Source organism: Pseudomonas sp. LBUM1666 (assembly GCF_059695775.1).
Genome location: NZ_CP166789.1, coordinates 2,540,284 through 2,564,259, shown reverse-complemented (window position 1 = coordinate 2,564,259; position 23,976 = coordinate 2,540,284). Strand labels below are relative to the sequence as shown.

The 23,976-nt window shown below is 54.7% G+C and carries 17 protein-coding genes and 1 pseudogene; 7 read left to right on the top strand and 11 right to left on the bottom strand.

Going from position 1 to position 23,976, the window contains the following annotated elements; genetic code table 11:
• Positions 1 to 133 precede the first annotated feature (133 nt).
• A complete protein-coding gene (locus ACA056_RS11655; protein WP_497272857.1) occupies positions 134 to 1,603 on the bottom strand; it encodes an FAD-dependent oxidoreductase in 1,470 nt (489 codons plus the stop codon).
• Positions 1,604 to 1,928: 325 nt separating this feature from the next.
• A complete protein-coding gene (locus tag ACA056_RS11650; protein WP_497272855.1) occupies positions 1,929 to 3,305 on the bottom strand; it encodes an oligosaccharide flippase family protein in 1,377 nt (458 codons plus the stop codon).
• Positions 3,306 to 3,400: 95 nt separating this feature from the next.
• On the opposite strand from ACA056_RS11650, the gene ACA056_RS11645 reads away from it, so the two are divergent.
• Together ACA056_RS11645 and ACA056_RS11640 are read left to right on the top strand one after the other, a co-directional pair.
• Entirely contained in the window at positions 3,401 to 4,924 is a 1,524-nt protein-coding gene (locus ACA056_RS11645; protein ID WP_497272853.1) for an O-antigen ligase family protein, read from the top strand.
• Positions 4,925 to 4,929: 5 nt separating this feature from the next.
• On the top strand, positions 4,930 to 7,548 hold the full coding sequence (locus tag ACA056_RS11640; protein ID WP_497272851.1) for a glycoside hydrolase 5 family protein: 2,619 nt from the start codon (positions 4,930 to 4,932) through the stop codon (positions 7,546 to 7,548).
• Between the two features lie 64 nt (positions 7,549 to 7,612).
• On the opposite strand, the gene ACA056_RS11635 is transcribed toward ACA056_RS11640, so the two are convergent.
• Positions 7,613 to 9,259: a phosphoethanolamine transferase gene (locus ACA056_RS11635; protein ID WP_497272850.1), complete on the bottom strand. Its 1,647-nt coding sequence runs from the start codon at positions 9,257 to 9,259 to the stop codon at positions 7,613 to 7,615.
• A 201-nt stretch (positions 9,260 to 9,460) separates the two neighbouring features.
• On the opposite strand from ACA056_RS11635, the gene galE reads away from it, so the two are divergent.
• Entirely contained in the window at positions 9,461 to 10,438 is a 978-nt protein-coding gene (gene galE, locus ACA056_RS11630; protein ID WP_497272849.1) for a UDP-glucose 4-epimerase GalE, read from the top strand.
• 44 nt (positions 10,439 to 10,482) lie between these two features.
• On the opposite strand, the gene ACA056_RS11625 is transcribed toward galE, so the two are convergent.
• From ACA056_RS11625 to ACA056_RS11605, 5 genes are all read right to left on the bottom strand, one after another.
• Positions 10,483 to 11,214: a CpsD/CapB family tyrosine-protein kinase gene (locus ACA056_RS11625; protein ID WP_497273525.1), complete on the bottom strand. Its 732-nt coding sequence runs from the start codon at positions 11,212 to 11,214 to the stop codon at positions 10,483 to 10,485.
• A 68-nt stretch (positions 11,215 to 11,282) separates the two neighbouring features.
• Positions 11,283 to 12,845 (bottom strand): GumC family protein, encoded by a 1,563-nt coding sequence (locus tag ACA056_RS11620; protein WP_497272847.1) that lies wholly within the window; start codon positions 12,843 to 12,845, stop codon positions 11,283 to 11,285.
• Positions 12,846 to 12,865: 20 nt separating this feature from the next.
• The gene (locus tag ACA056_RS11615) at positions 12,866 to 13,921 is read right to left on the bottom strand and encodes a hypothetical protein (RefSeq protein WP_497272845.1); all 1,056 of its coding nucleotides are present in this window, start codon (positions 13,919 to 13,921) and stop codon (positions 12,866 to 12,868) included.
• A gap of 86 nt (positions 13,922 to 14,007) precedes the next feature.
• Positions 14,008 to 14,565, bottom strand: coding sequence for a polysaccharide biosynthesis/export family protein (locus ACA056_RS11610; protein ID WP_497272843.1), 558 nt, complete (start codon positions 14,563 to 14,565; stop codon positions 14,008 to 14,010).
• Between the two features lie 459 nt (positions 14,566 to 15,024).
• Positions 15,025 to 15,522 (bottom strand): hypothetical protein, encoded by a 498-nt coding sequence (locus ACA056_RS11605; protein ID WP_497272841.1) that lies wholly within the window; start codon positions 15,520 to 15,522, stop codon positions 15,025 to 15,027.
• Between the two features lie 276 nt (positions 15,523 to 15,798).
• Here ACA056_RS11605 and ACA056_RS11600 point away from each other — a divergent pair.
• A pseudogene (locus ACA056_RS11600) lies at positions 15,799 to 16,070 on the top strand (cytochrome C); the annotation flags it as partial.
• 3 nt (positions 16,071 to 16,073) lie between these two features.
• Here ACA056_RS11600 and ACA056_RS11595 read toward each other — a convergent pair.
• Positions 16,074 to 16,727, bottom strand: a complete 654-nt coding sequence (locus ACA056_RS11595) for a peroxiredoxin (protein ID WP_008155786.1) — start codon at positions 16,725 to 16,727, stop codon at positions 16,074 to 16,076.
• 443 nt (positions 16,728 to 17,170) lie between these two features.
• On the opposite strand from ACA056_RS11595, the gene ACA056_RS11590 reads away from it, so the two are divergent.
• Positions 17,171 to 17,887 carry a glycosyltransferase family 25 protein gene (locus ACA056_RS11590; protein WP_497272839.1) on the top strand — a complete coding sequence of 239 codons (717 nt, stop codon included), beginning with the start codon at positions 17,171 to 17,173 and terminating at the stop codon, positions 17,885 to 17,887.
• A gap of 101 nt (positions 17,888 to 17,988) precedes the next feature.
• Here the strand turns inward: ACA056_RS11590 and ACA056_RS11585 are convergent, their stop codons facing one another.
• On the bottom strand, positions 17,989 to 18,318 hold the full coding sequence (locus tag ACA056_RS11585) for a hypothetical protein (RefSeq protein WP_008146735.1): 330 nt from the start codon (positions 18,316 to 18,318) through the stop codon (positions 17,989 to 17,991).
• Between the two features lie 184 nt (positions 18,319 to 18,502).
• Here ACA056_RS11585 and potE point away from each other — a divergent pair, with 184 nt between their 5' ends.
• Positions 18,503 to 19,906: a putrescine-ornithine antiporter gene (gene potE, locus ACA056_RS11580; protein ID WP_497272837.1), complete on the top strand. Its 1,404-nt coding sequence runs from the start codon at positions 18,503 to 18,505 to the stop codon at positions 19,904 to 19,906.
• Between the two features lie 2 nt (positions 19,907 to 19,908).
• Positions 19,909 to 22,194, top strand: coding sequence for an Orn/Lys/Arg family decarboxylase (locus ACA056_RS11575; RefSeq protein WP_497272835.1), 2,286 nt, complete (start codon positions 19,909 to 19,911; stop codon positions 22,192 to 22,194).
• Positions 22,195 to 22,286: 92 nt separating this feature from the next.
• Here the strand turns inward: ACA056_RS11575 and betA are convergent, their stop codons facing one another.
• Complete coding sequence (gene betA / locus ACA056_RS11570; RefSeq protein ID WP_497272833.1) at positions 22,287 to 23,975, bottom strand: choline dehydrogenase; 1,689 nt, start codon at positions 23,973 to 23,975, stop codon at positions 22,287 to 22,289.
• Position 23,976 lies beyond the last annotated feature (1 nt).

Below are 23,976 nucleotides of genomic sequence, written 5' to 3'. Positions count from 1 at the left end.
GCCTCAATTATTTCAGCGATAGACACCTGTGCCAAGGTTAGATACACCCTGATTCTTCATTACCACTACCCTAAGCGTAGACGCTTCCCTAAAATCCAACACTCAAATAATCCACACATGCTCCCCTCCCCCTTCATGAATATCTGCCCACCCCGGGCCCCATCTGATGGTTAAGATAATCCGCCAGCCTTAGAACAATTTGCAAAAGAGGCATCGTGGGGTTACAGGCACCGCCTGTAGCGAAAACACTGCTGCCCGCAACGTAAAGATTCTCGACACCAAACACTTTGCAGTTCTCGTCGACCACACCAAACTCAGGCGAAGTCGCCATCCGCGTGGTCCCCATATGATGAGCATGGGGATTGAGCTTCAGTGGCAAATCGACGTCATACACACACTCTTCCAACTTGACGAAGCCCAGCCCTGTGTCCGCAAAACACTTTGCCACTTCGAGCCCTATGGACTTGACGGTTTCTCTGTCTGCAGGGGTCAGTTCCCAATGAACATTTGCCTTCCTCATCCCTAACGCATCTCGCTCGTCGAGCAATGAGATTCGGCTATCAGGGTTGGGAAACTGCTCGATCAGCGTGCCGAGCACCCCATCTCCAGGGCAATCGAACTTGGCAATAAATTCAACCTTGCGCTCCGCACCCACTTCGCAAACGAGGTTCTCGAAAAAGCTCTTGATGGCAGCCATTCGCCCATAGGATTTCACTTCAGCTACAAGCGTCGCTGTCACATTCCCTTTACCTGACTTGTGCTCCATCACGAATGCATCGGTCGTGAAGTACTCCTTCCGAGCATCTGTACCCTGCCCGTCGTTCAGGATAAAGTTTCCCATTTCGACGTTCAGGTGCTCCATGAAGCATCTACCGACGAAACCATCCTTGCTTACGATACCGCCAGCTGCCAGAGACTCGCTGTTGAGCAGGTGCCTGGCATTCTCGATCGCGCCTGTCGCCAGAATGAATTGCTTTGCCGTGACTCGCTCTCGATGCAACTCGTAGTCCGAGACGACGATCGTTGCTATGCGGCCGGTCTTGCTGTCGAACTCAAGATCGACGCAATTGCAATGGATGAAGACATCCAGCCCCTCGGTCTCATTCAGTTCCCTGGCATATTTTTGTGCAAATCGTGTCGGTGGGCTTAACAGGAAACGATCGGCGTCAAAGTCGGTGCCGTCCAAAGTCGCATTGATAGCCTTGAATCCGGAGTGCGGCGGAAGATCGACAATATCCATGGCCGCCGACAGATTGCGCTCGATCTCGGAAAACGCGATGGGCCAACCCGGCACGGGCACCGGAGGGCCCACGGTAAAGTCCGACTTTTCGAATGGACGGCATCGCCCGGCCCAGTGATTGGAGGTCCCGCCAAGATAACGCAGGCGTGTTTCATGAGCGTACATCTCGAGGCCTGACGATGAGACTGTGTAGAGGTTCTGCGAGGCCGGCGAATACTCGTGCCCGCCGCCCTCGACAAGCACCACACGCCGACCATTACCGGCTAAACGCAAGGCCAGCGTAATGCCGGCCGGCCCACCACCTATGATGCAGACGTCATAGTGGTCGCGGAGTTCTTTCTGCGATTGGTAGTCTTTGATCATGCGTGTGTTTGCCGAAAATGCCGGGCAGGCAGCACCCATCCGTTGATGACAACAAACTCGGATTTAGCAGCAGAAGGCCGGGCAACCGCTTTGGAAAATCCGAACATGAGTCCCCCAAGACTCAATAGAGCAGAAGCCTGGAGGAAGCTTCTGCGCCCCATCACAGAGGTATTCAAATCAGTTTCTCTCATGATTCAAAGCTCCACGACATCGAGATTACGTTGGAAATTTCAACCACACATCAAGGCCACATTTTTTGGCGACGACCATCAACACTTCAATGGCGACGCTGTGCCACAGCTTTGGAAACATCACGAGAAATAGATCAAAGCCATCTAACAAAATCCGTCAATAACACCCCACACAATGCCCCCACCGCCAGCATAGGCAGCACCACCAATTCACGCTTGAGACTGAACATCCCCAGACGACAATTGACATAAAAAACCAGGATAAGCGTAGGGAACGTGTACAGGGCAGCGCCCCAAATCGCATATTTGACCCCGCCAATCGCCAACAGCAGAGGCAGCAGCACCCACAACGAGACCACGCGAATAATGTTATCGATGGCCTGGTACTTGGTGAGTCCCAAGGCAATCCAGACCTGATTCGCCAGCAGGTAGCGCATGGTGAAAAACGAGAGTGAAAGAATGGCCATCATGTTGCCGGCCTGAGCGTAACGTTCATCGTACAAAATGCTGATAAGCAGTGGACTGCCGGTCAGGAACAGTCCACAGAGGAACAGGCAGGCAAGATCGAGCATCAATTTCAAGCGGTAGTACAAAGCGTGGAGCCGTACGGTGTCATTCGTTCTTGAGGCCTCACTGAAGGCCGGCAAGGCCACGGCCCCGACGATCTTTTGCAACGCAAGCTGAACAGCTCCCAAAATCAGCACGGCAATGGAGTAAACGCCCAGTTCAGCGGGCGTCATACTGCCGCCGAACCAGACACGGTCACCGTACAGGGCCAATACACCCACTGCCGACGACAACAGTATCCAACGGCCGAAGCCAACTAATTCATCGAGCGCAGAACGCTCCCACTGCAGACGGTTAGAAGGGCCCTCAAACCAGAAATGCCCCAGCAGCGTGTTGACCATCGATTGGACCAGACCTGCAATCACCAGCGACCAGATGGACCGGGTGAAGTAACCGATGGCCAGCATGACCACCAGCCCGACGACCTGAGACCCAAACTCGGTGAGCACCACTTTCTTTTGCTGGAAAGCGCGCACTGCCAGGTCGATTTTGGTCGACTGAAAGCCAACGATGATTGCCGAGAAGCCGGTCACGGCCAACACCAGCGGCAACTCGGGTGCGGCGTAGGTGGAATTGGGCGACCACAGATTAATGGTCTGTGCATACCAGGCGAAGGCCGCGAGGAGAAGTGTCGAAGCAAAAAGGATAAAGCCACGCACGATCTGCACGGTCCAGATGGTATTGAGAAATACCGGATCTTCGCCACGCGGGCTCTGGATGATGTTCTGGCGCAAGCCGACATCGGAAAGCATGTGCAGAACCAGAGAAACGGTGATGGCGATCATCATGATGCCGAACATCTCCGGCATCAGCAGACGGGCCATGATCAGGTTGCCGCCCAAGCGAAAGGCTTGAGACGTAACCAGCGCCCCCAGATTCCATGCCCCGGCAGAGATCGCTCGCTTACGAAGGCTAAACGTTGGCGCCAAATTAACTAACGACATAGCATCATCCCCGGACTCAATGGCTCAAAAGGAACTATAGTCGCGTTTGGCCATTCCACTAGCCGTCGCTCATCAATCAATAAGTCCAATCATCCATGCCTGAGCACTTCCGAGCGTTAATCGTCATTCTGGTCCTTACTGGCATCGTATTTGCCATGGCACGTCGACCAGCAGCAGACCTGATTCCCGACCGTAATTTCACTCGTCGGCGCAATCTGTGGTTCGTATTGACGCTTCTGGCATTTGTGTCGCACAGCTTCTGGGTGTATGCGGGCATTGCCGCGATCGTTTTGACCTTCGCACGAAATCGCGAACGCAATCCCGTGGCGCTATTTTTCCTTCTGCTGTTTCTCATCCCGCCGGCCACGGCGGAGATTCCGGGCTTCGGCCTGGTCAACTATTTTTTTGCCCTTAACCATATTCGTGTGCTGGCACTGTGTGTGTTGCTTCCGGCTTTTTTGGTTCTGCGCAAGCGCGCCGACACGGTCCCTTTCGGGCGCACCTGGCCTGACAAACTGTTAGCCGCCTACCTCCTGCTGACGAGTCTGCTTTTCCTGCGCGAAACCACCGTCACCGACACCTTGCGCCAAATGCTCTACCTGTTCCTCGAAGTTTTTTTGCCTTACTACGTTGCCAGCCGGGCGCTGAAGAGCCTCAGCGACTTCAAGGACGCTCTGTTCGGTTTTGTACTCGCCGCCATGGTGCTGTCGCTTATAGGTCTCTTCGAATATGCCAAGCACTGGCAGCTGTACAGCGCGGTTGTCTACGCCATGGGCATGCAATGGGATCCCGGCTACTTGAGCCGTGGTGGCTCATTACGCGCCAGTGCCACTACCGGCCAGGCCATTGCGCTGGGCTTCGTCATCAGCGTGGCCATCGGCTTTTACCTGTACTTGCAGGAGGAGGTACGCAGCAAATTGCAGCGCAGCCTCGGCGCACTGTTGCTCGCCGGTGGTCTGTACGCACCGCTGTCGCGTGGCCCCTGGATCGGTGCAGCCGTCATGATCGTCGTGTTCATCGGCACCGGCCGTAAAGCGATCAAACGCCTGATGCTGCTGGCCGCCGCCGGAGCGCTCGCCCTTCCCTTGCTGGCCATCGTGCCGGGCGGGCAAAAAGTGCTTGATCTGCTACCGTTTATCGGCACGGTGGAAGTCGAAAATATCACCTACCGGCAGCGCTTGATTGATAACGCCGTGATCGTTATCCAGCGCAATCCTTGGCTGGGTTCTTTCAATTTCCGCAGCACACCGGAAATGCAGTCCATGATTCAGGGCCAGGGGATCATCGATATCGTGAACACCTATATCGGCATAGCGCTGTCGTTCGGTTTGATTGGTTTGACGCTTTTCGTGGTCTTTTTCGCCAGTGTTCTCCAGGGCATCCGCAAGGGGATGCGTTCGTTCCCCAACGAAGACGATGAGGCACGCCGACTTGGACGTGCACTTCTGGCGACACTGGCCGGGATCCTGATCACCATCGTTACCGTTAGCAGTATCACGGTCATCCCCGTGGTGTATTGGTCGGTGGCTGGACTGTGCGTGGCCTACGCTCAGATGGCACGCAGGCTCAAGCACACCTCGACGGCCGTCTCGGCGAGTGCCCATCTCCAACTCAGGTAGAACCCATGATCCAGTTGTCTCGCCGCCCCCAGATACTGCTCCTGCTGGTTTTTGCTACTTGGCCGTTTCGTACCTGGGCGTCGGACTGGGTCGTCAGTGTGGATGAGCGCAACGGCCTGCCAATGCTGGAGCGTGGAGGAAGTCCAGCAATTGCTACGACATTCTCGTTCTTTGGGCGCAACTGGGACTGGACGTATCTGCAGACCGAATTCAAGGTAAACACCCCTTATCGATACTCCCTTGCAGGCAAAAACAAAGCGCTGGATTTCGACTTGGCTGCACAGATTCAGAAGCAAGACGAGCAAAAGCTGACCTGGAACTTTTCGGTGGATGCACACAGCGGGAAGTCGGGCGTTTCAGGTGGCGGCATCGTCTTCGAATTCGACCCCGCTCTTTTTGCTGGAGAAATGGGCGAGCCCACTTTGCTACCCGACAACCGCGGCTGGACCTGGGGCAATGCACAAGGGCGACGCATCGAAATGCGCTTCGAGCCCGCACTGGCGAGTGTGTACTTGGAACCGGGCAGTAAATCCGAGGTGCGTGCTTTTTTCTACAAGAACACGATCAAACCTGGCCGCCTGGATTTCACAGCGACCTTGAGCGTTTCTGGCGATGTGGCGGTCGGCCCAACCGTTACCGAGCGCTTCGGCTTGTCGGACCCAAAGAGCTGGCCGACTGACAAGCTCGACTGGAAAACCTCGCCGGTCGACCTGTCCTTTCTCAACGCTCAGGAAAAACCTGCAGGCAAGCGCGGCTTCGTCAAAGCCTCCGGCGAGCAATTGCAATTTGCCGACAACACCACGGCGCGTTTCTGGGGCACCAACCTTTCGGCCTACGCGCTGTTCCAAACCTCAGACGATGCAATCAAGCTGCAGGCCAAGCGCCTGTCGGCACTGGGCTTCAATCTTGTACGACTGCACCACCATGACTCGCCATGGGTCTTGCCAAACATCTTTGGCGACGGCAGGGTCACGCGCAGCACCCAGCAACTGAGCCCGGAATCGCTGAAAAAAATCGACTGGTGGATCAAGTGCCTGAAAGACGAAGGCATTTATGTGTGGCTCGATCTGCACGTCCAGCGAGTCTTTACTGAAAACGACAACATTTATGGCTTCGATGAGTTGCCAAAAGAAGAGCAAAACTTTACCTATCTCAAGGGCTATTCCTATGTGAATCTCACCATTCAGAAAGCCATGAAGCGCTTTGCCGAAGCCTACATGACCCATGTAAACAGCTATACCGGTCTCGCCTACAAAGACGACCCGGCGATCGCCGCCGTACTGATTACCAACGAAAACGACGTCACCAACCATTTTGGCAACGCCCTGTTGCCAGACAAGAATTTGCCGAAGCACAACCGCGTCTACATGGCGGAGGCCGAGGCTTTTGCCAAACAGCACAATCTGTCTGCAGACCAGACCTGGCGCTCCTGGGAGCCAGGCCCCTCCAAGATGTTCCTTAACGATCTGGAGCGACGTTTCAACGTCGACATGATTCAACACCTGCGTGGAATAGGCGTGAAGGTCCCCATCGCCACAACCAGTAGCTGGGGCCGCAATGGCCTGAACTCCCTGCCGGCACTTACTTCCGGCGACGTAATAGACGTCCATAGCTACGGTGGCTCCGGACAGGTCGAGAAAAACCCGCTCTACAGCGACGGCATAGTGAATTGGATTGCCGCCGGCCAGGTCATCGGCAAACCCTTGACCGTCACCGAGTGGAACAATGAGCCCTTCCCGACTCCAGACCGTCACTCGCTGCCACTCTATATCGCCGGCACCGCCAGCCACCAAGGTTGGGATGCACTGATGCAATATGCCTACAGCCAGGAACCCATGGGGGGCGTAGGGATGAGTGCCAACAACTGGCACGCCTATAACGACCCTGCAATGCTGGCCACCCTGCCCGCCGCCGCCTTGCTTTATCGCCGTGCAGACGTTCGCGAAGCAACAACCACCTACGTCTTCGCGCCGACGTCAAAAACCCTGTTCAACCAAATGATCACACCGGCCAACTCTGCTTTCCTGCGCACAGCCATGGAGAAAGGCAAGCTGGAAATCGCGATGCCACAGACGCCGGAATTGCCTTGGTTGCAACAGAGCGTTATTCCAAGCAATGCACAGGAATTTCATGACCCTGACCAGTCGCTGCTGGACGCCAATGCCATCGAGTCCACGACCGACACCGGTGAGTTAAAGCGCAACTGGAAACAAGGCGTCTACACCGTCAATACACCGCGTACCCAGGCCGCTACCGGCTGGATCGGCGGCGAGTCGATCAACCTTGGCAACATCAAGGTTCAAGTGAAGACCGCCAACGCCAGTGTGGTGGTGCAAAGTCTGGATGACGCGCCTTTGGGCCGATCGAAGGATTTACTGATTTCGTTAGGCACCCGTGCCGTCCCCCAGGACGGCGACAAAATACCTTTTTACGTTGAGCCCCTCGAGGGCACGCTAACCATCCAGGCACCGCAAGGCTTGACACTGTTCACCCACGGCATTCTGGGGCAAATGAAGAAGCTGCCCGCGACCTACCTTGATGGCCGCTATACAATCAAGTTCGACGGCTTGCAGGCGTCGAACTGGTTGTTCTTGAAAAAAGACGTCACGCAAGCACAACCTTAGGCGATGCGCAGCCGACCTCAACCTGATGGAACAACACCTTGCGGTGTTGTTCCGTGAGGGCTATTTAAAGGGCATAAAAATCAAACGATGGAACATAGCCTGCGCCGAGAAGATGTGGACATTTCGACGATACAAAATCTTCACTTAATAAATCATCCGCACTTTTATACTTGTTCGTTAATACCCCGGTGATATTTAAAAGAGTATGTGGCAAGGAGGATATGCTGATTTTCTGGCTTTCTCTTTCCTTCAGCTTTAAAAGCTTAAGCGATTGCTGGCTTGAAACATTATCGGATGCCCAGATAAATGCCGAAACCGGGAGATCATATTTATTGCCAATTCCATGACCCAGTAGCCCTCGACTGTCATCCATCATGTTCTCACCATGATCCGATGAATAAATCAAGACAGATGGTTTTTTGCTTGATTTCAACCGATCAATAATTGTGCTTAACAGCCAGTCCGTATACAAAATACTATTATCATATTCTGCGGTAATTTTGTCTTTGAAGCTGTTTGTTGACGGCTTGAACTTATCGAAATGCTCTGGGTATCGGCGTGAATACTCGAAATGACTACCCTTGACATGAATGAATATGGCTTTCTTTTGTGTATCGCTTTTATTTAGTATTTTTTCATATTCTGAAATCATTGCGCCATCATAGCTTCTTTCAAAATATTGGCGGTATTCTGCCTCTGCAGCTATTTGTGGAATTATTCCGCCAAAACTATCAACCTCCTGTACAGACAACCAATAGGTCATGTACCCGGCTGCGCGATATATACCCACCAATGATTTGGTTGACGCAATGGCGTCCCAATCCGATATAGGCTCAAGGCTCAGCATTGAAGGAACCGCGAACGAGGTATAGGGGGCTGTCGTACAGATCTGATTAAACTTGAAAACCCCCGCCTGCTTACCGAGATTCGGGGTGGTTTCCTTGTTATAACCGTAGAGGGACCAGTTCTGCGGCCGTGATGACTCACCGATTACAAAAACAATGGTTTCTATATTTGATTGATCCGACAGGCTGGTTATTTTTACATCAGATTCCCGACGACGCTTGATAAGTTCCTCCGTCCCCAAATACAAGTTTGCAGTCAGGGCAATTTGCGACAAATAACCTGCTGGCGTGCTTTGATCTTTTGCAAGGAGATCCATGACTGCAGATTTCCCGAAAGAATTAAGTTTTACAGTTTTATAAAAATACGCCCCATACCCCACTAGCAAGGCGCTAACAACCAAAACAAAAATACCTTTGTTTTTATATAATTCGCGCTTATGCAGGCCAATTAACCCAACCCCATAGCAAAATATGAAAATCACCAAAACTATACTGATGGGCTGCCAATAGGTCGGTAGAAATTCGCTTGCCTCCTGATGGTTTGTCAAGCCAATAAATATATAGGCAGCTGTTAATCTCGAGTTGAAATTCAACACCAAAAAGAGATCAACAGCTGCTACCAAATAGAATGGCAGTAGAATGAGGTGAACCTTGAATTGATTGGATGAAATAAATCTAATTGCCAAAAGCCACAACACTGACATGCCAAGGGTGTAAACGACCAATAAATCAATTTTAGAGTATTGATAGTTTGTTAGCGTCCTAACAATCAAGGGCGATAACAGATATGACCACAACACTAAATTTGGCCATTCTGCTTTAAATATTTTTAATGAGTAATCGATAACTTTGGCAGAGTTTTTCATTTGATAATTATTCTCGCAGGTTACCCATATGCCTCCTCAGAGGGTAGCTCCAATTGGCGCGCTCGCTGTATCTTGTTCGAAATATTCTCTCCTTTGGCGTTCCAAACGTAGTGAGTCTCGGCTATTAATGGTCAGGCGGATCGCGTTGTCGTTGCAATCTATGCTTGCACAGCAATAGTGCCCAGGAAATCGGAGATCAGGATGAAATTTTTGGTGGTGGGTGGCGCGGGTTATATCGGCTCGCACATGGTTAAGCAGCTACTGCGCACAGGTCACGAAGTGGTGGTGGCAGACAATTTTTCCACAGGCCATCGCAGCGCTTTGGCGGGCGGAAAATTGGTCGAACTAGACATAGCCGACGCGCAAGCCCTTGACGTCCTGTTTGCCGCACAACACTTTGATGCCGTGTTCCATTTCGCCTCCTTTATACAGGTGGGCGAATCCGTCGCTGAACCTGCCAAGTACTATCAAAACAACTTCGCCGCCACCCTGACGCTGCTCCAGGCGATGGTTCGTGCTGGGGTTAAAAACTTCATTTTTTCCTCGACCGCCGCCGTCTACGGTGACCCGGTGTATGTACCCATCGACGAGGAGCATCCCAAGGCCGCGATCAACCCTTATGGTCGCAGCAAGTGGATGGTGGAGCAGATGCTTGAAGATTTCGACCGCGCCTATGGGCTGAAATCGGTCTGCCTGCGCTACTTCAACGCCGCCGGCGCAGACCCTGAAGGACAGTTAGGTGAACGCCATGAACCGGAAACCCACCTGCTGCCCCTGATCCTGCAAGCAGCCTCCGGACGGCGTGCAACCATCACCGTCTATGGCCGTGATTACGACACACCTGACGGCACTTGCATTCGCGACTACGTCCACGTTGTCGACCTCGTTGCCGCTCACGCGCTTGCCGTGGATTATCTGCTGGCAGGGGGTGCAAGCACGGCGTTCAACCTCGGTAACGGTCAAGGTTTCTCAGTACAGCAAGTGATAGATACCGCGCGCTACGTGACCGGCCAGGCTATCTCTGTCAGCGAAGCGCCACGTCGCGCGGGCGATCCACCACGCCTTGTGGCCGCCCCCCGCAGGGCCAACACATTACTTGGCTGGCAACCGCAATTTGGCTCACTTGAACAGATAGTGGCGCACGCCTGGAGCTGGGAGCAGAAGTACCCTTGGCACTGAGCGTCGGCGCTAGCCAATAGCGCCGACCTCCTGCGGGTGATGCTCTAGTAGTAAGAGCGGTTTTCGGGCTCGGCTTTGTTCAACACCGTGCCAATCAGATTGGCTGTCCCAAGATGATGCAGGCTTTCCTCGATCTCTTTCTTGCTGTTCAATCCATTAGCGACAACGAGCAGGACGCAGTCGAACCTGGGCAGGACGTTAATCACATCATCCGAACTCAACAACGGCGGCAAGTCGAAAATCACGATGCGTGAGTTGTAGCGCTCGCGCAGATCAGCAATCAAATGGCTCACTGCAGGCGATGACAACACCTCGGTGGAAAGAGGAATCGGCTCACGCGTCGGCAGGACCACAAAGCGCGGCAAGGTCGGATTGACCAGTACTTCTTGCAGTTCAGCTTCATCTGCCAACAATTCATTAAGCGATTTATCCATCGGCAGACCCAGATACTCACCCACCTTCGGACGACGCAAGTCGAAGTCCACCAGTAACGCCGTCTTGGTCGTGTGATGCGCGATACTCATTGCCAGGTTTATAGCCAACACCGTCTTGCCTGCCTCTGGAGTCGGCGAGGTGATGGCGAGCGTGCGCCAGCCATTTTCTTCCATGATTTTTAGCACTTGTGTACGCAGTAGATCGAATGCCCCGCCCACATTCGAATTTTTGTTGTAAGCCACAATGCGGTTGCGCTCAAGGTGATCTGGTCGCAAAGGTACAACCTTGGTTTGCACATAACTGAGTGCATTCAGACCTGAGGACTGCGCGGTCGGTGTCATGGCTTTTGACGAGGTCTGTTGCTCGGTTTTTTCGGTATCGGGATTGAATATTTCCATGGCTATATTCCTTATGCAAACCGGCCCAGAGCTTTAAATATCAGAAGATCCAGAGGCATGTAGAGGAAGTGCAGGAGCACCAGAAAGATCGCGATTATCGCGACTCCACAGACGATCAATAGCATTCGCCACTTCCTTCGGCGTGCCAGTTCAGCCTTGGTGTGAATGTAGGGAATGGAAACCAATACGCGTCTACCCAGCACGCTGGCCAAGGCCTGGGCACCGCGCACACGCTGACTCATCATCTCGAGGAGCATCACCAGCGCGCCAGCCCCCACCGGGGCCAGCAAGAAACCCATGGCAACCACTTTTTTACGGTTCGGCCGTACTGGCTTTTCTGGCATCAGCGGTGACTCCAGAAGAACAAAACGCTCGGCTTTGTTTTCCTGCTCCAGGCTTTCGGAAATTTTCGCACTCATTTCCTTCGTGCGAATCTCCTCATATTTTTTACGAGCGTTATCATGGTCACGCATCACCGTGACCAGGCCGCGCTCGATTTGCGGCGTCTCAAGAATTTGTGCCTCGTATTCGGCTATTTTTCCGAGTATTTGCTGCTTTTGATCGGCCAGCGACTTGATACGTGCTTCTGCTGCGGAGATCCGCGCCTGAGCCTTGGCAACGTCCAGATTGACCGAAGCCGCTGCACCATCAGCACCTTTGCCAGCCTGAAGTGCAGCAATTTTGCGTTTGACGGCACGCACGTCGGGGTGGGCTTGCGTATACAGCGACTGCAACCTGGTGTACTCCGCTTTGAGGCTAGCCAGATCCTGTGGTTTATCAACTGCCGCACCGGGTGCTCCAGGCCTGGTCGCTAACCCGGCATTCGCGGCGGAAAGCTCCAACTCATTGAAGCGCAACTCCTCACGGGCAGTTTTGTAGTCACGGTCGACCTCTTTAAGCTCGGTTTCGGCGCGCGTCAACATATTCATGCGCAGCTCCTGATGCTCGGGCAGCGCGTTGCTGTGTGCCTGCTTGAAGTCCGCCAACCGGTTCTCAAGGGCTTCCAGTTCCACCCTGAGTTTGTCCGCCTCCTGTGTCAGGAACTCTGTCGTTTCACTGGCGCGTTCGGTGCGTTGCTTGATGTTTTCATCCAGAAACAGCGTCACCAGCTCCTTGGCAACTTTGTTCGCAATCTCTGGCTGCCTGTGCTCAAAGGAAAGACGGAAAGCAATCGTCACCTCTCCGCGCCCCTTAACGGCAGCACTGACCAGGGAGACCACAATCGCATTGCGCATTTCTTCGATCTTCTCGGTAACGCTCAGTTGCCGACTTTGCGAAGCAAAAAGATTGTATTTGTTGATAATCCCTTCCAGATGCTCACGGGTCATCACGCGCTGGCGAATGACTTCGATGCGCTCATCGGCAAAGGTATTGTTGTTGGCCGCCACCAAGTCTGGCGAAATCTGCTGAGACTCCACCAGAATCGTGCCGGATGACTCATAGGTAGGCGGGAGAGAGACCGCTACCGCTATGCACACGCCGAGTATGGCCACGAAACTCAGGATCAACAGCAAGGCATGGTGCTTGATGATAGCTAGGTAGTCGTTAAACGACATTTCGTAATCAGAGGCCATATTTCTCACACAGCTGAATGTCAGAGACCGGGATAACTATAAGTCAGCGTCAGCCCGACGACGTTTGCAGTGGCATCCGGCAAGCCATCTTGCTGGCGTTCTTTGTATGTGTAGGATAGGCGTGCAATCCAAAAAGGCGAGAGTTCTTGGCTAAACCAGGCACTGTAATTTTGCAGGGTATTAGGCGTCCGGCCTTTGGCGTCTTGCCAGGAGACATCGAAACCGGTGCGACGGGTCTCGTCGATGGCATAGCTCCATGTACCCCTCAGGGCATCAACCTCGACGAAACCACCGTCCCCGCTGGCGAGAGTGCTACGACTGGCGTCGATGCTGGTATCAATACGCTCACCGGCATATTGCAACATTAAACCGCCTTGGCCTTTGGGGCCGCTACCTGTGCCGGAGACTTGGTTGAGACCCGCATAGGCCGTCCCCTTAAGCCGCTCGGAGAATTGGACATTCAAGCCGACCGTGGGGGTGTAGCTGTTTGAGGAAGCCACCGCAGAACCCTCCGCCGGCTCATAGCGCCTCACGCCAAGACGGGTGAATAGCTCGACTTGCTCACTCCATGCATAGTTCCAGCTGAAGCGGGTCGCCAGCTCGTCATAGTCGGTCAGTGTATCGACGTCGTAAGTGACATGAGTGTAGTCAGTCTCGTTAACCAGGGTGCTTCGCTCGCTGAGAGCAGTGCTCCAGTTGCCGCCCACCACATACATCTTTTGCGTGCCATCAGAGGCAACTACGCCGGTTTCCTGAACCACCGTGGAAAGCGTAGAGTTTTCTTCATACCTCGCCGTGAGTCCAAAAGCACCCGTTTCGGTCTCGCGCTGCCACCCCAACCTTAATCTGGGATCTTCACGGTCCGAAACGATCGACGTATCCGACGAACGCACGATATTTACCCCGAGACCGAACTGGAACTCATCCCGTCCGGAAGTACCCACGAGGCTGTAATCGGGGGCGATGATGGTACGGGTCACCCCTTTCTCATCACTCGTGAGCAGCAGTGGGTTGCTGTCGTACTCGACCGTCGAAGGCACTGCTATTGCTGATTGCCAAGTAGCAGCATAGGCCATGTCCGAACACGACAAAGCCAGGATTGCCGTCGCAACCCCGGTAGTTCGAAATCCAAGCAAAGTAATCCCTAGTGCCTCGCGCAAGGCTAAGGCACGACCAGCGTATCGCCGGCTTTAAGTAGAAAATTGGTGGTCATGTCTTTCCCTGACATCAACTCGCTGTAGTCGACGCGCAGGATCTCTTGTTTAGCCCCATTGAGCCGCACGACCTTAATGTCGTCTTTATCGGCGAATTTGTCGAGCCCGCCCGCCATGCTTATTACCTGCAGCACTGACGTTTGACCTGACATATGCACGGTGCCGGGTTTCACCACTTTGCCCTGAACGTAGACGAGATTACCTTCGGTGCCGGTGACGACAACGCTCACCTGCGGATCAGGTATGAAAGCCTCAAGCTTGAGAGCGATTAGCTTCGCGACAGCGGAGGCATCAAGCCCCGAAACATTGACCTGCCCTGCCAGCGGGAAGGTAATGCTGCCATCGGGGAGTACGCGTACATCCTGTTTGAGCTTGTCTTCGCCCCACACGGAAACAGAAAGGTTATCTCCCGGACTCAGCCGGTAAGTCGGGTCGTTTTCGACGGCGTTGGAAATGCTGGGCCAAACGGCCAGCGCGCACAGCACAGGTATCAATGAACGGAACATCGGGATCCCTCCGTCTAAGTAGCCATGCAAGGAGTTTAGAACAAAAAAACCTAGTCAAATCACTCTAGCCTATTTCAAGCCAAAGAAACTACTGAACAGCAATCACCTTGAGCTTCTGGGCGGTCAATTCCGACGATGCAACACACCTGAAACCGGAACGTTAGTGCAAAACAGCGAAATAGTGTTATTTAACAATAGCTTGGAGCAAGCAAGCCACCCCCGATGTATTCCGCGCCAATATTAACTACACCAGGCCCGCTTGAGCCAGCTCAACTGCGGCACTGTCAACCTGGCTATGATTACGTTTGCCAGCGCAACTAACTGATATCAACAATTACAAACAAAGTATCATTGCAAGACAGACATCATCCGCAAAAACAATATACAAAGCTGTGTGTCTACCCAACCACCAGAGTGACTATCTAAACAACCCTTATTGCCAAAAACGTTAACTACCACCTATATCTTCCGTCGGTTGGCGACCACAATAAACCCAAATAACGCGGAAGAAAATAACCATGCTGCCGCAGAAAGCGGTACTGCATTGGGTTGGTTGATATCAGATACCCCCACCAGACTTTTATCCTGGAGAGATGAATCAATCTTGAATGGCTTATTGTCAACCGCCGCCATTAATCCGTCACGCGCAGAAGAATTGACGGATACATCCACGCCCGAGTCAGCGTGATGAATGACACTGTTAACTTTCGCAGAATGGGCATCATCGACGTAAATATCAGTGATCAATGAAGGCAAACCAAGGCCCTTTCCAAAAGTAAGCAGTGCGCCACCCGCGTGCTCTTTGAGAGCAGTACAAAGTTGAGGCCCTAACTCCTCGCAAGCGCTACTTATGCGACTAATTTCATTGGCCAAATTGGTCGCCTGGGCACTAGCAACGGCTGCACCATTCAGGATCACAGACAACAACACAAATTTAATGACAAGTGTTGAGCGCATAACACCGCCTCCTTGCGTAGGGGGTTATTCTTTTGTCGGTTGAAGGAATCTTTATCGGCTAAATTGAGCCTATAAGCACATCGCCATTACGTCAATAGCTCGTCACAATAATAATTCGAAATTTCATTTTAGGGAGGGTGGCGTCAAAATAACGCCACAACAAGCACGTTAGTCCAGTGAATTCTATCCATGTGTAATAGCTTCACGCGGGGGTGTCAGCCCGCATCAGGACGCTGGCCCACGACCCGGCAAAGCGCCCAGCACCGAGCAACGAAGCACTTGGGCAATGGCATGGGCTCGACCGCCGACGACGCCTGTAAAGGCGGGTTTGTCGGCAACTTTCTGAAAGTACCAGGCGACCAAGAGTTTTTGACGCATGAAGACGGCATGGCAGGTAAAGGCTCCCCGTGCATTCTCAGCCCTGGAACACTGTAGAAGTCTCGGCGCTGCGCCAGGGAACCATGCTCAACCTCCCTGGCACCCGCGCCGAGCAGATCAATGCAATGCGCGTAAAAGGCATCGCGATTGAAGACAGGATGAATGACTGACCATTACTTCGGTTGTGCCACCGTACGCAAATAAGGTTTCACCGTCTTGAAGCCATCCGGGTACTTCTTCCTTGCGTCGTCGTCGGATACAGACGTAGGAATGATCACGTCCTCACCCGGACGCCAGTTCACCGGCGTGGCAACCGTGTGCTTGGCGTTTAACTGAATAGCATCGAGCAGCCGTAGCACTTCATCGAAGTTGCGCCCGGCACTCATCGGATAGACCAGCATCGCCTTGATCTTTTTATCCGGGCCGACAATGAACACCGACCGCACCGTGGCGTTGTCCACGGCAGTACGAGCGCCGCCACTGGCGTTCGGGTGAATCATGTCGTAGAGCTTGGCCACCACCAGATTCTCGTCGCCGATCATGGGGTAGTTGACCGCATGGCCCTGGGTTTCTTCGATGTCTTTGGCCCAGGTCTGATGGTTACCGACCGGGTCGACGCTGAGGCCGACAATCTTGGTGTTGCGTTTGTCGAACTCCGGCTTTAGCCCGGCCATATAACCGAGTTCAGTGGTGCAGACCGGGGTGAAATCCTTCGGATGTGAGAACAGGATGGCCCACTTGTCGCCAATCCATTCGTGGAAATGGAGCGTGCCTTCGGTGGTTTCGGCGGTGAAATCCGGTGCTTCGTCGCCAATACGAATGGTCATGTGCGTTCTCCTCGCTGTGAAGGGTAGGGAAACTCTCGGAACGATCCAGTATAGGAGACCTTGACGACTTCGCTTTGCACCCCGCCGAAGGGCTGGCGCCAGCGGTAAATGTCCGGACCTATCGGAGCTTTCCGCCCGGAGCACCTATCTGGCGTGTCTTCTCGAACGGGTGCTGCACGCCGATTTACGAGACTAAAACTTCATCTGGAAATGCTGCCTATACTGCAATCCGGGGTCGATAGAGAGAACGGACAAAATCGCCAAGCATTCAGCCTGTCAGGTTGAGGTCATGGAAGTTGACGCCGAGCCGTCAGGAAATGCAGAAAGTGGCCCTACTCTGACGCTGCGAGAGTGTGTCGGCAGTGCTTACATACGATTTTTTTCCGAATTCTGCGGGTTCCCCAATCCAACTGCCCTGATTGTCTGCGCTAAGGACCTGACAGATGAATGTGATCGAGTATTTTGATCGAGTAAGAATCATCAATATCTCGTCAAGAAAGGATCGCCGTTTAGAAACAGTCGAAGAATTCACTCGCAATGGCTTTCACATTGATGATGAAAAAATAGGCTTTTTTGAGGCTGTTACGCCCAGTGAAGGAAATGGCTTCCCGAACGTCGGGGTCAGAGGCTGCTTTTTGAGTCATCTGGGGGTACTGGAAGAAGCAATGCGCCTGAATTTGAAAAATATCTTGATCATGGAGGACGACATACAGTTTTCCAGACATATTTCTCAATATGGGAGAGAGGCGATCGAGTCTCTGGAAGGTATGGAGTGGGACATCGTCTATTTTGGGCATCCGTTTGAAGAAAATTCAAACTTACCCGCTTGGAAAGCAGTCGACCGGCCAATACATTTGGCCCATTTCTATGCTGTAAACGGGAAATGCTTTGGGAAATTGAGGGATTTTTTATTGCAGGTTCTGGAGCGGCCACCGGGACATCCTGACGGAGGTCCGATGCATTATGACGCTGCTCTCAATACGCTTATTCATAAGAATAAAGAAGTTTCGGCTTACTATTTCACCTGGAATTGTGGCTATCAAAGGCCCTCGCGGACGGACCTGCATGAGCTTTCCATCTTTGACAGGGTGCCTCTCCTGCGGCCGGTAATGGGTATGCTCAGGAGGTTAAAGGCAAAAAACCTGAGAAGAAGTCGATAGTTTTCTCTCTTTAGGGAAGGTCTGAAGTACCCAATGTCTGACGTAACCACCCCGGTACGGCGCAGGAGCCGTGTCCGGGTGATTGTGGCGGACCGCCCTCGTCATTTGCGCGCCAACTTATACCGAACGCACTCCTCGTAAAAGCTCTCGCGCAGGGCTGCGGGCTTCATCCGCGAATGACTGTCATAGGTCTGCTCGGTAATGCCCATCGCCATCATGTGCATCCACGGCTTGCTGAACTTGTAGGTATGTAACTTCTGCCGCGCTGCATACAGTGAAACCCCGGACAGCTTGAGTTCCTGGGCTCTCGCCGCGGTACCTGCACCCCAGCTGCAAATGTAACGATCATTCGATGCCAGCTCTTTGGCCTGGACAGAGGCGGCAACGCTCGCCAGGCCTAACGAAATCAGCGCAACCATCACATTCCGCATTTGCATTCGATCCTAACTATCTGAAAATAAATTGATTTTGGTCAAAACTTTCAAACTTAGGGGCCAGCAAAATGCCTTAAGTGCGCTATAGCTTGTTTTCTCAGCGTCTTACGGACGTTTCTTGCGGCATTTTGATCCTTTGCTATAGCTAACACTCTCTCCCGCCAACGAATGAGGCAACGGAATGTCAGTCGCAAAGAAAATGACCGTGGGGCAACTGACGATGTTGACAGCCGTCAACATGTTGGGATCCGGCATTGTGCTACTCCCCACAAAGCTTGCCGAAGTTGGTGGTATTTCCATCCTTTCCTGGCTGATCACGGCCACTGGTTCCCTGGCGCTGGCCTATGCCTTTGCGCGCTGCGGGATGCTCAGTCGAAAGACCGGGGGCATGGGCGGCTATGCCGAATACACCTTCGGCAAGGCGGGTAACTACATCACGAACTACACCTATGGCCTCTCGCTGTTGATTGCCAACGTGGCGATCAGTATTACGGCGGTCGGCTACATCCAGGAACTGTTCCATGTTGAACTGGGCTCACTGCAAGTGGGTCTGGCGACCATCGCTCTGTTGTGGATCACCACTTTCGCCAACTTCGGCGGCGCGCGGATTACCGGCCGGATCGGTGCGATTACGGTTTGGGGGGTGATTGCGCCGGTGGTGCTGGTGTCCACCATTGGCTGGTTCTGGTTCGACAGCAGTGTCTACGCCGCCGGCTGGAACCCCCACAACATGGGCTGGTTCGAAGCCGCAGGTGCATCGGTGGCGATCACCTTATGGGCATTCCTCGGCCTGGAGTCGGCGTGCGCCAACACCGATGCTGTGGAAAATCCAGAGAGGAACGTACCCATTGCGGTACTCGGCGGCACCCTCGGCGCGGCGGTGATCTACATCGTCTCCACCAACGTCATCGCCGGTATCGTCGATAACCCTGAACTGGCCTCCTCCACTGCACCGTTCGGGCTGGTCTTTGCCAAGATGTTCACCCCTATGGTCGGCGACATTGTGATGGCCGCGATGGTACTGGCGTGCGTCGGTTCGCTGCTGGGCTGGCAATTCACCATCGCTCAGGTCTACAAAAGCTCCGCGGACACCGGTTATTTCCTGTCGATTTTTGCCAAGTCCAACAAGGCCGGAACACCCATTGTCGGCATGCTGGTGCTGCTGGCAGTGCAGACGGCGCTGGCTTTTCTCACCATCAGCCCTGACCTGAGCAAGCAGTTCGACACCCTCGTCAACCTCGCGGTGGTCACCAACCTGGTGCCCTACATCCTCTCCATGGCCGCGTTGATGACCATTCAAAAGGTCTCCAACGTTCCGGCGGGCACGGCGCTGATAACCAACATCATTGCGTGGGTGGCGGCGGCTTACAGCTACCTGGCGCTGTACAGCTCGGGCGCGCAGGCACTGATGCTCGGCGGCGTGGCAACAATCTTTGGTTACACGCTGTTTGGCTTCGTCAACAATCGCCTGATCCGCCTCGAAGCACTCAATAACAGCGTACCGACACAGACCGTCAGCGCTCAGCACATCACGGGCGAGCCGGTGCCGGTCAATAACTTGCAAGCAGTCAGAGTGGAGGCTTAATTATGACGGAATATAGACAGACGCTCGGAATGCTCACGCTGTTGGTCAGCAGCCCGCCGGACAAACGCACCGTCTTTGGTCGCGCCCTGCATCAGTTGATCAACGATGTGGAGGAACGCGCCATCCGGGTGCTGGCGTCGGAAACCCTGAGCGACGCCACGTCGATCCTGCGCTCGGACCCGGCCATTCAATGCGTACTGCTCAGCTGGGAAATGGACAAAAGCGAAGGCCATGAGGAATGCATCCAACTGCTGGTCAGCCTGCGCGAGCGCAACACCCGGGTGCCGGTTTTCCTGATTAGCGACCGCAGTACCGCGTCGAGCATTCCGCTGGTGGTCATGCAACACGCCGATGACTTCATCTGGTTGCCCGAGGACACCAGCCGTTTCCTCAGTGGACGCATCCTGGCGGCCATCGAACGTTATCGCCAAGCCGCGCTGCCCCCCATGTTCGGGGCGCTGGTGAAGTTTTCCCGCACCTATGAATACTCGTGGCACACCCCTGGACATGCCGGCGGCACAGCGTTTCTGAAGAGTACTGCGGGGCGCGCCTTCTACGAGTTTTTTGGCGAGAACCTGCTGCGTTCCGACCTGTCGATTTCGGTCGGTGAACTCGGTTCGCTGCTCGATCACAGCGGCCCCATCGGCCAGGGCGAGCGATACGCCGCCAAGGTGTTCGGCGCCCACCGCACCTACTACGTCACCAACGGCTCGTCGATGTCCAACCGCGTCATCCTCATGGCCAGCGTCACGCGCAATCAGATCGCCCTGTGTGACCGCAACTGCCACAAGTCCGCCGAGCATGCGATGACCCTGTCCGGGGCCATTCCGACCTATCTGGTGCCGACCCGTAACCGCTACGGCATCATCGGCCCGATCCTGCCGCAAACCCTGAGCAGCGACGGCGTGAAAGCCGCTATCGCCAGCAACCCGCTGGTCAAGCAAGGCATCGACCCGACACCCGTCCACGCCATCATCACCAACTCCACCTACGATGGCCTGACTTACAACGTCACCCGCGTCGAAGAGCTGCTGGGGCAAAGCGTCGATCGTCTGCATTTCGATGAAGCCTGGTACGGATATGCGCGTTTCAACCCGCTGTACCGCGAGCGCCACGCCATGCACGGCAACCCGGACGATCACGACGACTCGAAGCCGACCGTGTTCGCCACCCAGTCGACCCACAAGTTGCTGGCCGCCCTCTCCCAGGCCTCGATGATTCACGTGCGTAACGGCCGCAACCCGATCGAACACGGGCGCTTCAACGAGTCGTACATGATGCACGCCTCGACTTCGCCCAACTACGCGATCATGGCTTCCTGCGACGTCAGCTCGGCGATGATGGAAGCGCCCAGCGGGCAAATCCTCACCACCGAATCGATCGAAGAAGCCATCAGTTTCCGCCAGGTCGTCTCGCGCATGCACAACGATATGTTGAGCAAGGATGACTGGTTCTTTACCTGCTGGCAGCCGCCGACCGTGCAGGTTGGCGCGGCCACCGTGCCGTTCCATGAAGTCGACCCGGTGCTTTTGAAAACCGAGCCGAACTGCTGGGTACTGCATCCCAACGCGGTATGGCACGGCTTCGGTGACATCGAAGAAGGCTACTGCATGCTCGACCCGATCAAGGTCTCGGTGCTCAGCCCCGGCATGGGCGACGACGGCAACCTGCTCGACTCGGGCATCCCGGCCTGTGTGCTCACGGCCTACCTGGGACGTCAGGGCATCGTGGTCGAGAAAACCACCGACTTCACCATCCTGTTCCTGTTCTCCATCGGCATCACCAAAGGCAAATGGGGCACCTTGCTCAATGCCCTGCTCGACTTCAAACGCGACTATGACGACAACGTCGAACTGGAACTGTGCCTGCCGGACCTGCTGGCCGCCAACCAGACTCGTTACGCCGGCATGGGCCTCAAGGACCTGGCCGACGAAATCTTCGCTGCCATGAAGAAACACAAAACCACCGCCAACATGGCCCAGGCGTTCGGCACACTTCCGAAAGCCGAATTCAGCCCGGTGGAGGCCTACGAAAAACTGGTCAGAAACGACATCGAACGGGTGACACTCGAAGAAGCCGCTGGACGCATCGCCGCGACCGGGATCGTGCCGTATCCGCCGGGCATTCCATTGCTGATGCCGGGTGAAAACGCCGGGCCTGCGGATGGGCCGTTGCTGGCCTATCTCAAGGCGCTGGAAGCCTTCGATAAATCCTTCCCGGGTTTCACCCATGACACCCATGGGATAGAAAGCGAGGGCGGGGTTTATCGCTTGCTGGTGTTGAAATGAGCTAGCGCCTGTACGTGCAGCAAAGTAAAAAAACGGGCGCCCTGAAGGCGCCCGTTTTATATGTCTTCTCCTAAGCGGTTAACCCGTCGGGTTTAAACCCTCACATTGCGTCCTGGCAACGATGATCGCTGGCTGGTCTCCCAATCCTGGACAAGCCCGACGGGCGCATCGGACGCCGGCAGCATGGTGCGCCCACGAACCAGATCGGAGGCCCGCTCGGCCAGCATGATGGTCGGTGCGTTGAGGTTGCCGTTTGGCTCGGTCGGGAACACCGACGAGTCGATCACCCGCAAACCCGCGATGCCCCGCACACGCAACTCGGAATCAACCACTGCCATCTCGTCCTCGCCCATGCGGCACGAGCCGCAAGGATGATAGGTGCTTTCCAGGTTTTCACGCACGAAGGCGTCGATTTCTTCGTCGGTGTTCACCTGTGGCCCAGGCGCGATCTCGCCGTCGCGGAAGCGGTCCATCGCCGGTTGGCCGATGATCTCGCGGGTCAGGCGGATGCAGCGGCGGAAACCTTCGCGATCTTCTTCGCGTTGCAGGTAGTTGAATTGAATCTCTGGATGTTCGTAAGGGTCAGCGGAACGCACCCGAACATAGCCGCGGCTCTTGGGTTTGTTCGGCCCGGTGAGCACCATGAAGCCGTGGCCCTTGATCGGTTTGTTACCGTCGTAACGCATGGCCGCGGGCAGAAAGTGGAACTGAATGTCCGGCCAGCGCAGGCCCTTGTCCGAGCGGATGAAACCACCGGCCTCGAAATGATTGGTGGCGCCGAGTCCGTCCTTGAACAACAGCCAGCGCAGGCCAATCATCAACTTGCTCAGCGGGTCCATTTTGCTGTTGAGCGTCACTGGCTCCTTGCAGCCGAACTGGATGTACACCTCGGCGTGATCCTGCAGGTTCTCCCCTACTCCCGGCAGGTCATGGCGCACGCCAATCCCGGCTTTGCGCAGGACCTCGGCCGGGCCGATACCGGAGCGTTGCAATAAGTGCGGAGAGCCGATGGGCCCGGACGATACGAGAACTTCCCGGTTGCAATACACCTGGTGCATCTGGCCTTCGTGGTCATACATGACTCCGACGGCTCGCTTGCCTTCAAGGATGATCTGACGGGTCATTGCATGGGTGATCACGGTCAGGTTCGGACGTCCCATGGCCGGACGCAGGTAAGCGTTGGCCGTGGAGCAGCGCACGCCGTTTTTCACCGTCATGTGCATGGCACCGAAGCCTTCCTGCATGTAACCGTTGCAGTCCTCGGTCTTGATGTAGCCTGCTTCTGCGCCGGCCTCCACCCAGGCCCCGTACAACGGGTTTTTCATGTGATTGCCGTTGGTGGTGTGCAAGGGGCCGGTGCTGCCGCGATAGCCGTCACCGCCCTCCTCGTAATGCTCGGCCCGTTTGAAGTAAGGCAGGCAATTGCGATAGCCCCAACCCTCTGCACCGAGGGACTCCCATTCGTCAAAGTCGTAGGCGTGGCCACGGATGTACACCAGGCCATTGATCGACGACGAGCCACCGAGCACCTTGCCCCTTGGGCAGTGAATACGACGTCCGTTGAGGAACGGCTCCGGCTCGGTTTCGTAGCGCCAGTTGTACTTTTTGGTGTTCATCGGGATCGAGAAGGCACTCGGCATCTGGATCACCACACTGCGATCGCTGCCGCCGAATTCCAGCACCAAAACTGAAGTGGCTGGGTCTTCGCTGAGGCGGTTGGCCAACACACAACCTGCCGAGCCGGCACCGATGATGATGTAGTCGTACTTTTGCGTAGCCATG

Excerpts from the sequence above, each read along its gene's own strand:
- ACA056_RS11655 (WP_497272857.1), bottom strand. The coding sequence starts at position 1,603 with ATGATCAAAGACTACCAATCGCAGAAAGAACTCCGCGACCACTATGAC.
- ACA056_RS11650 (WP_497272855.1), bottom strand. The coding sequence starts at position 3,305 with ATGTCGTTAGTTAATTTGGCGCCAACGTTTAGCCTTCGTAAGCGAGCG.
- ACA056_RS11645 (WP_497272853.1), top strand. The coding sequence starts at position 3,401 with ATGCCTGAGCACTTCCGAGCGTTAATCGTCATTCTGGTCCTTACTGGC.
- ACA056_RS11640 (WP_497272851.1), top strand. The coding sequence starts at position 4,930 with ATGATCCAGTTGTCTCGCCGCCCCCAGATACTGCTCCTGCTGGTTTTT.
- ACA056_RS11635 (WP_497272850.1), bottom strand. The coding sequence starts at position 9,259 with ATGAAAAACTCTGCCAAAGTTATCGATTACTCATTAAAAATATTTAAA.
- galE (WP_497272849.1), top strand. The coding sequence starts at position 9,461 with ATGAAATTTTTGGTGGTGGGTGGCGCGGGTTATATCGGCTCGCACATG.
- ACA056_RS11625 (WP_497273525.1), bottom strand. The coding sequence starts at position 11,214 with ATGACACCGACCGCGCAGTCCTCAGGTCTGAATGCACTCAGTTATGTG.
- ACA056_RS11620 (WP_497272847.1), bottom strand. The coding sequence starts at position 12,845 with ATGGCCTCTGATTACGAAATGTCGTTTAACGACTACCTAGCTATCATC.
- ACA056_RS11615 (WP_497272845.1), bottom strand. The coding sequence starts at position 13,921 with ATGGCCTATGCTGCTACTTGGCAATCAGCAATAGCAGTGCCTTCGACG.
- ACA056_RS11610 (WP_497272843.1), bottom strand. The coding sequence starts at position 14,565 with ATGTTCCGTTCATTGATACCTGTGCTGTGCGCGCTGGCCGTTTGGCCC.
- ACA056_RS11605 (WP_497272841.1), bottom strand. The coding sequence starts at position 15,522 with ATGCGCTCAACACTTGTCATTAAATTTGTGTTGTTGTCTGTGATCCTG.
- ACA056_RS11595 (WP_008155786.1), bottom strand. The coding sequence starts at position 16,727 with ATGACCATTCGTATTGGCGACGAAGCACCGGATTTCACCGCCGAAACC.
- ACA056_RS11590 (WP_497272839.1), top strand. The coding sequence starts at position 17,171 with ATGAATGTGATCGAGTATTTTGATCGAGTAAGAATCATCAATATCTCG.
- ACA056_RS11585 (WP_008146735.1), bottom strand. The coding sequence starts at position 18,318 with ATGCGGAATGTGATGGTTGCGCTGATTTCGTTAGGCCTGGCGAGCGTT.
- potE (WP_497272837.1), top strand. The coding sequence starts at position 18,503 with ATGTCAGTCGCAAAGAAAATGACCGTGGGGCAACTGACGATGTTGACA.
- ACA056_RS11575 (WP_497272835.1), top strand. The coding sequence starts at position 19,909 with ATGACGGAATATAGACAGACGCTCGGAATGCTCACGCTGTTGGTCAGC.
- betA (WP_497272833.1), bottom strand. The coding sequence starts at position 23,975 with ATGGCTACGCAAAAGTACGACTACATCATCATCGGTGCCGGCTCGGCA.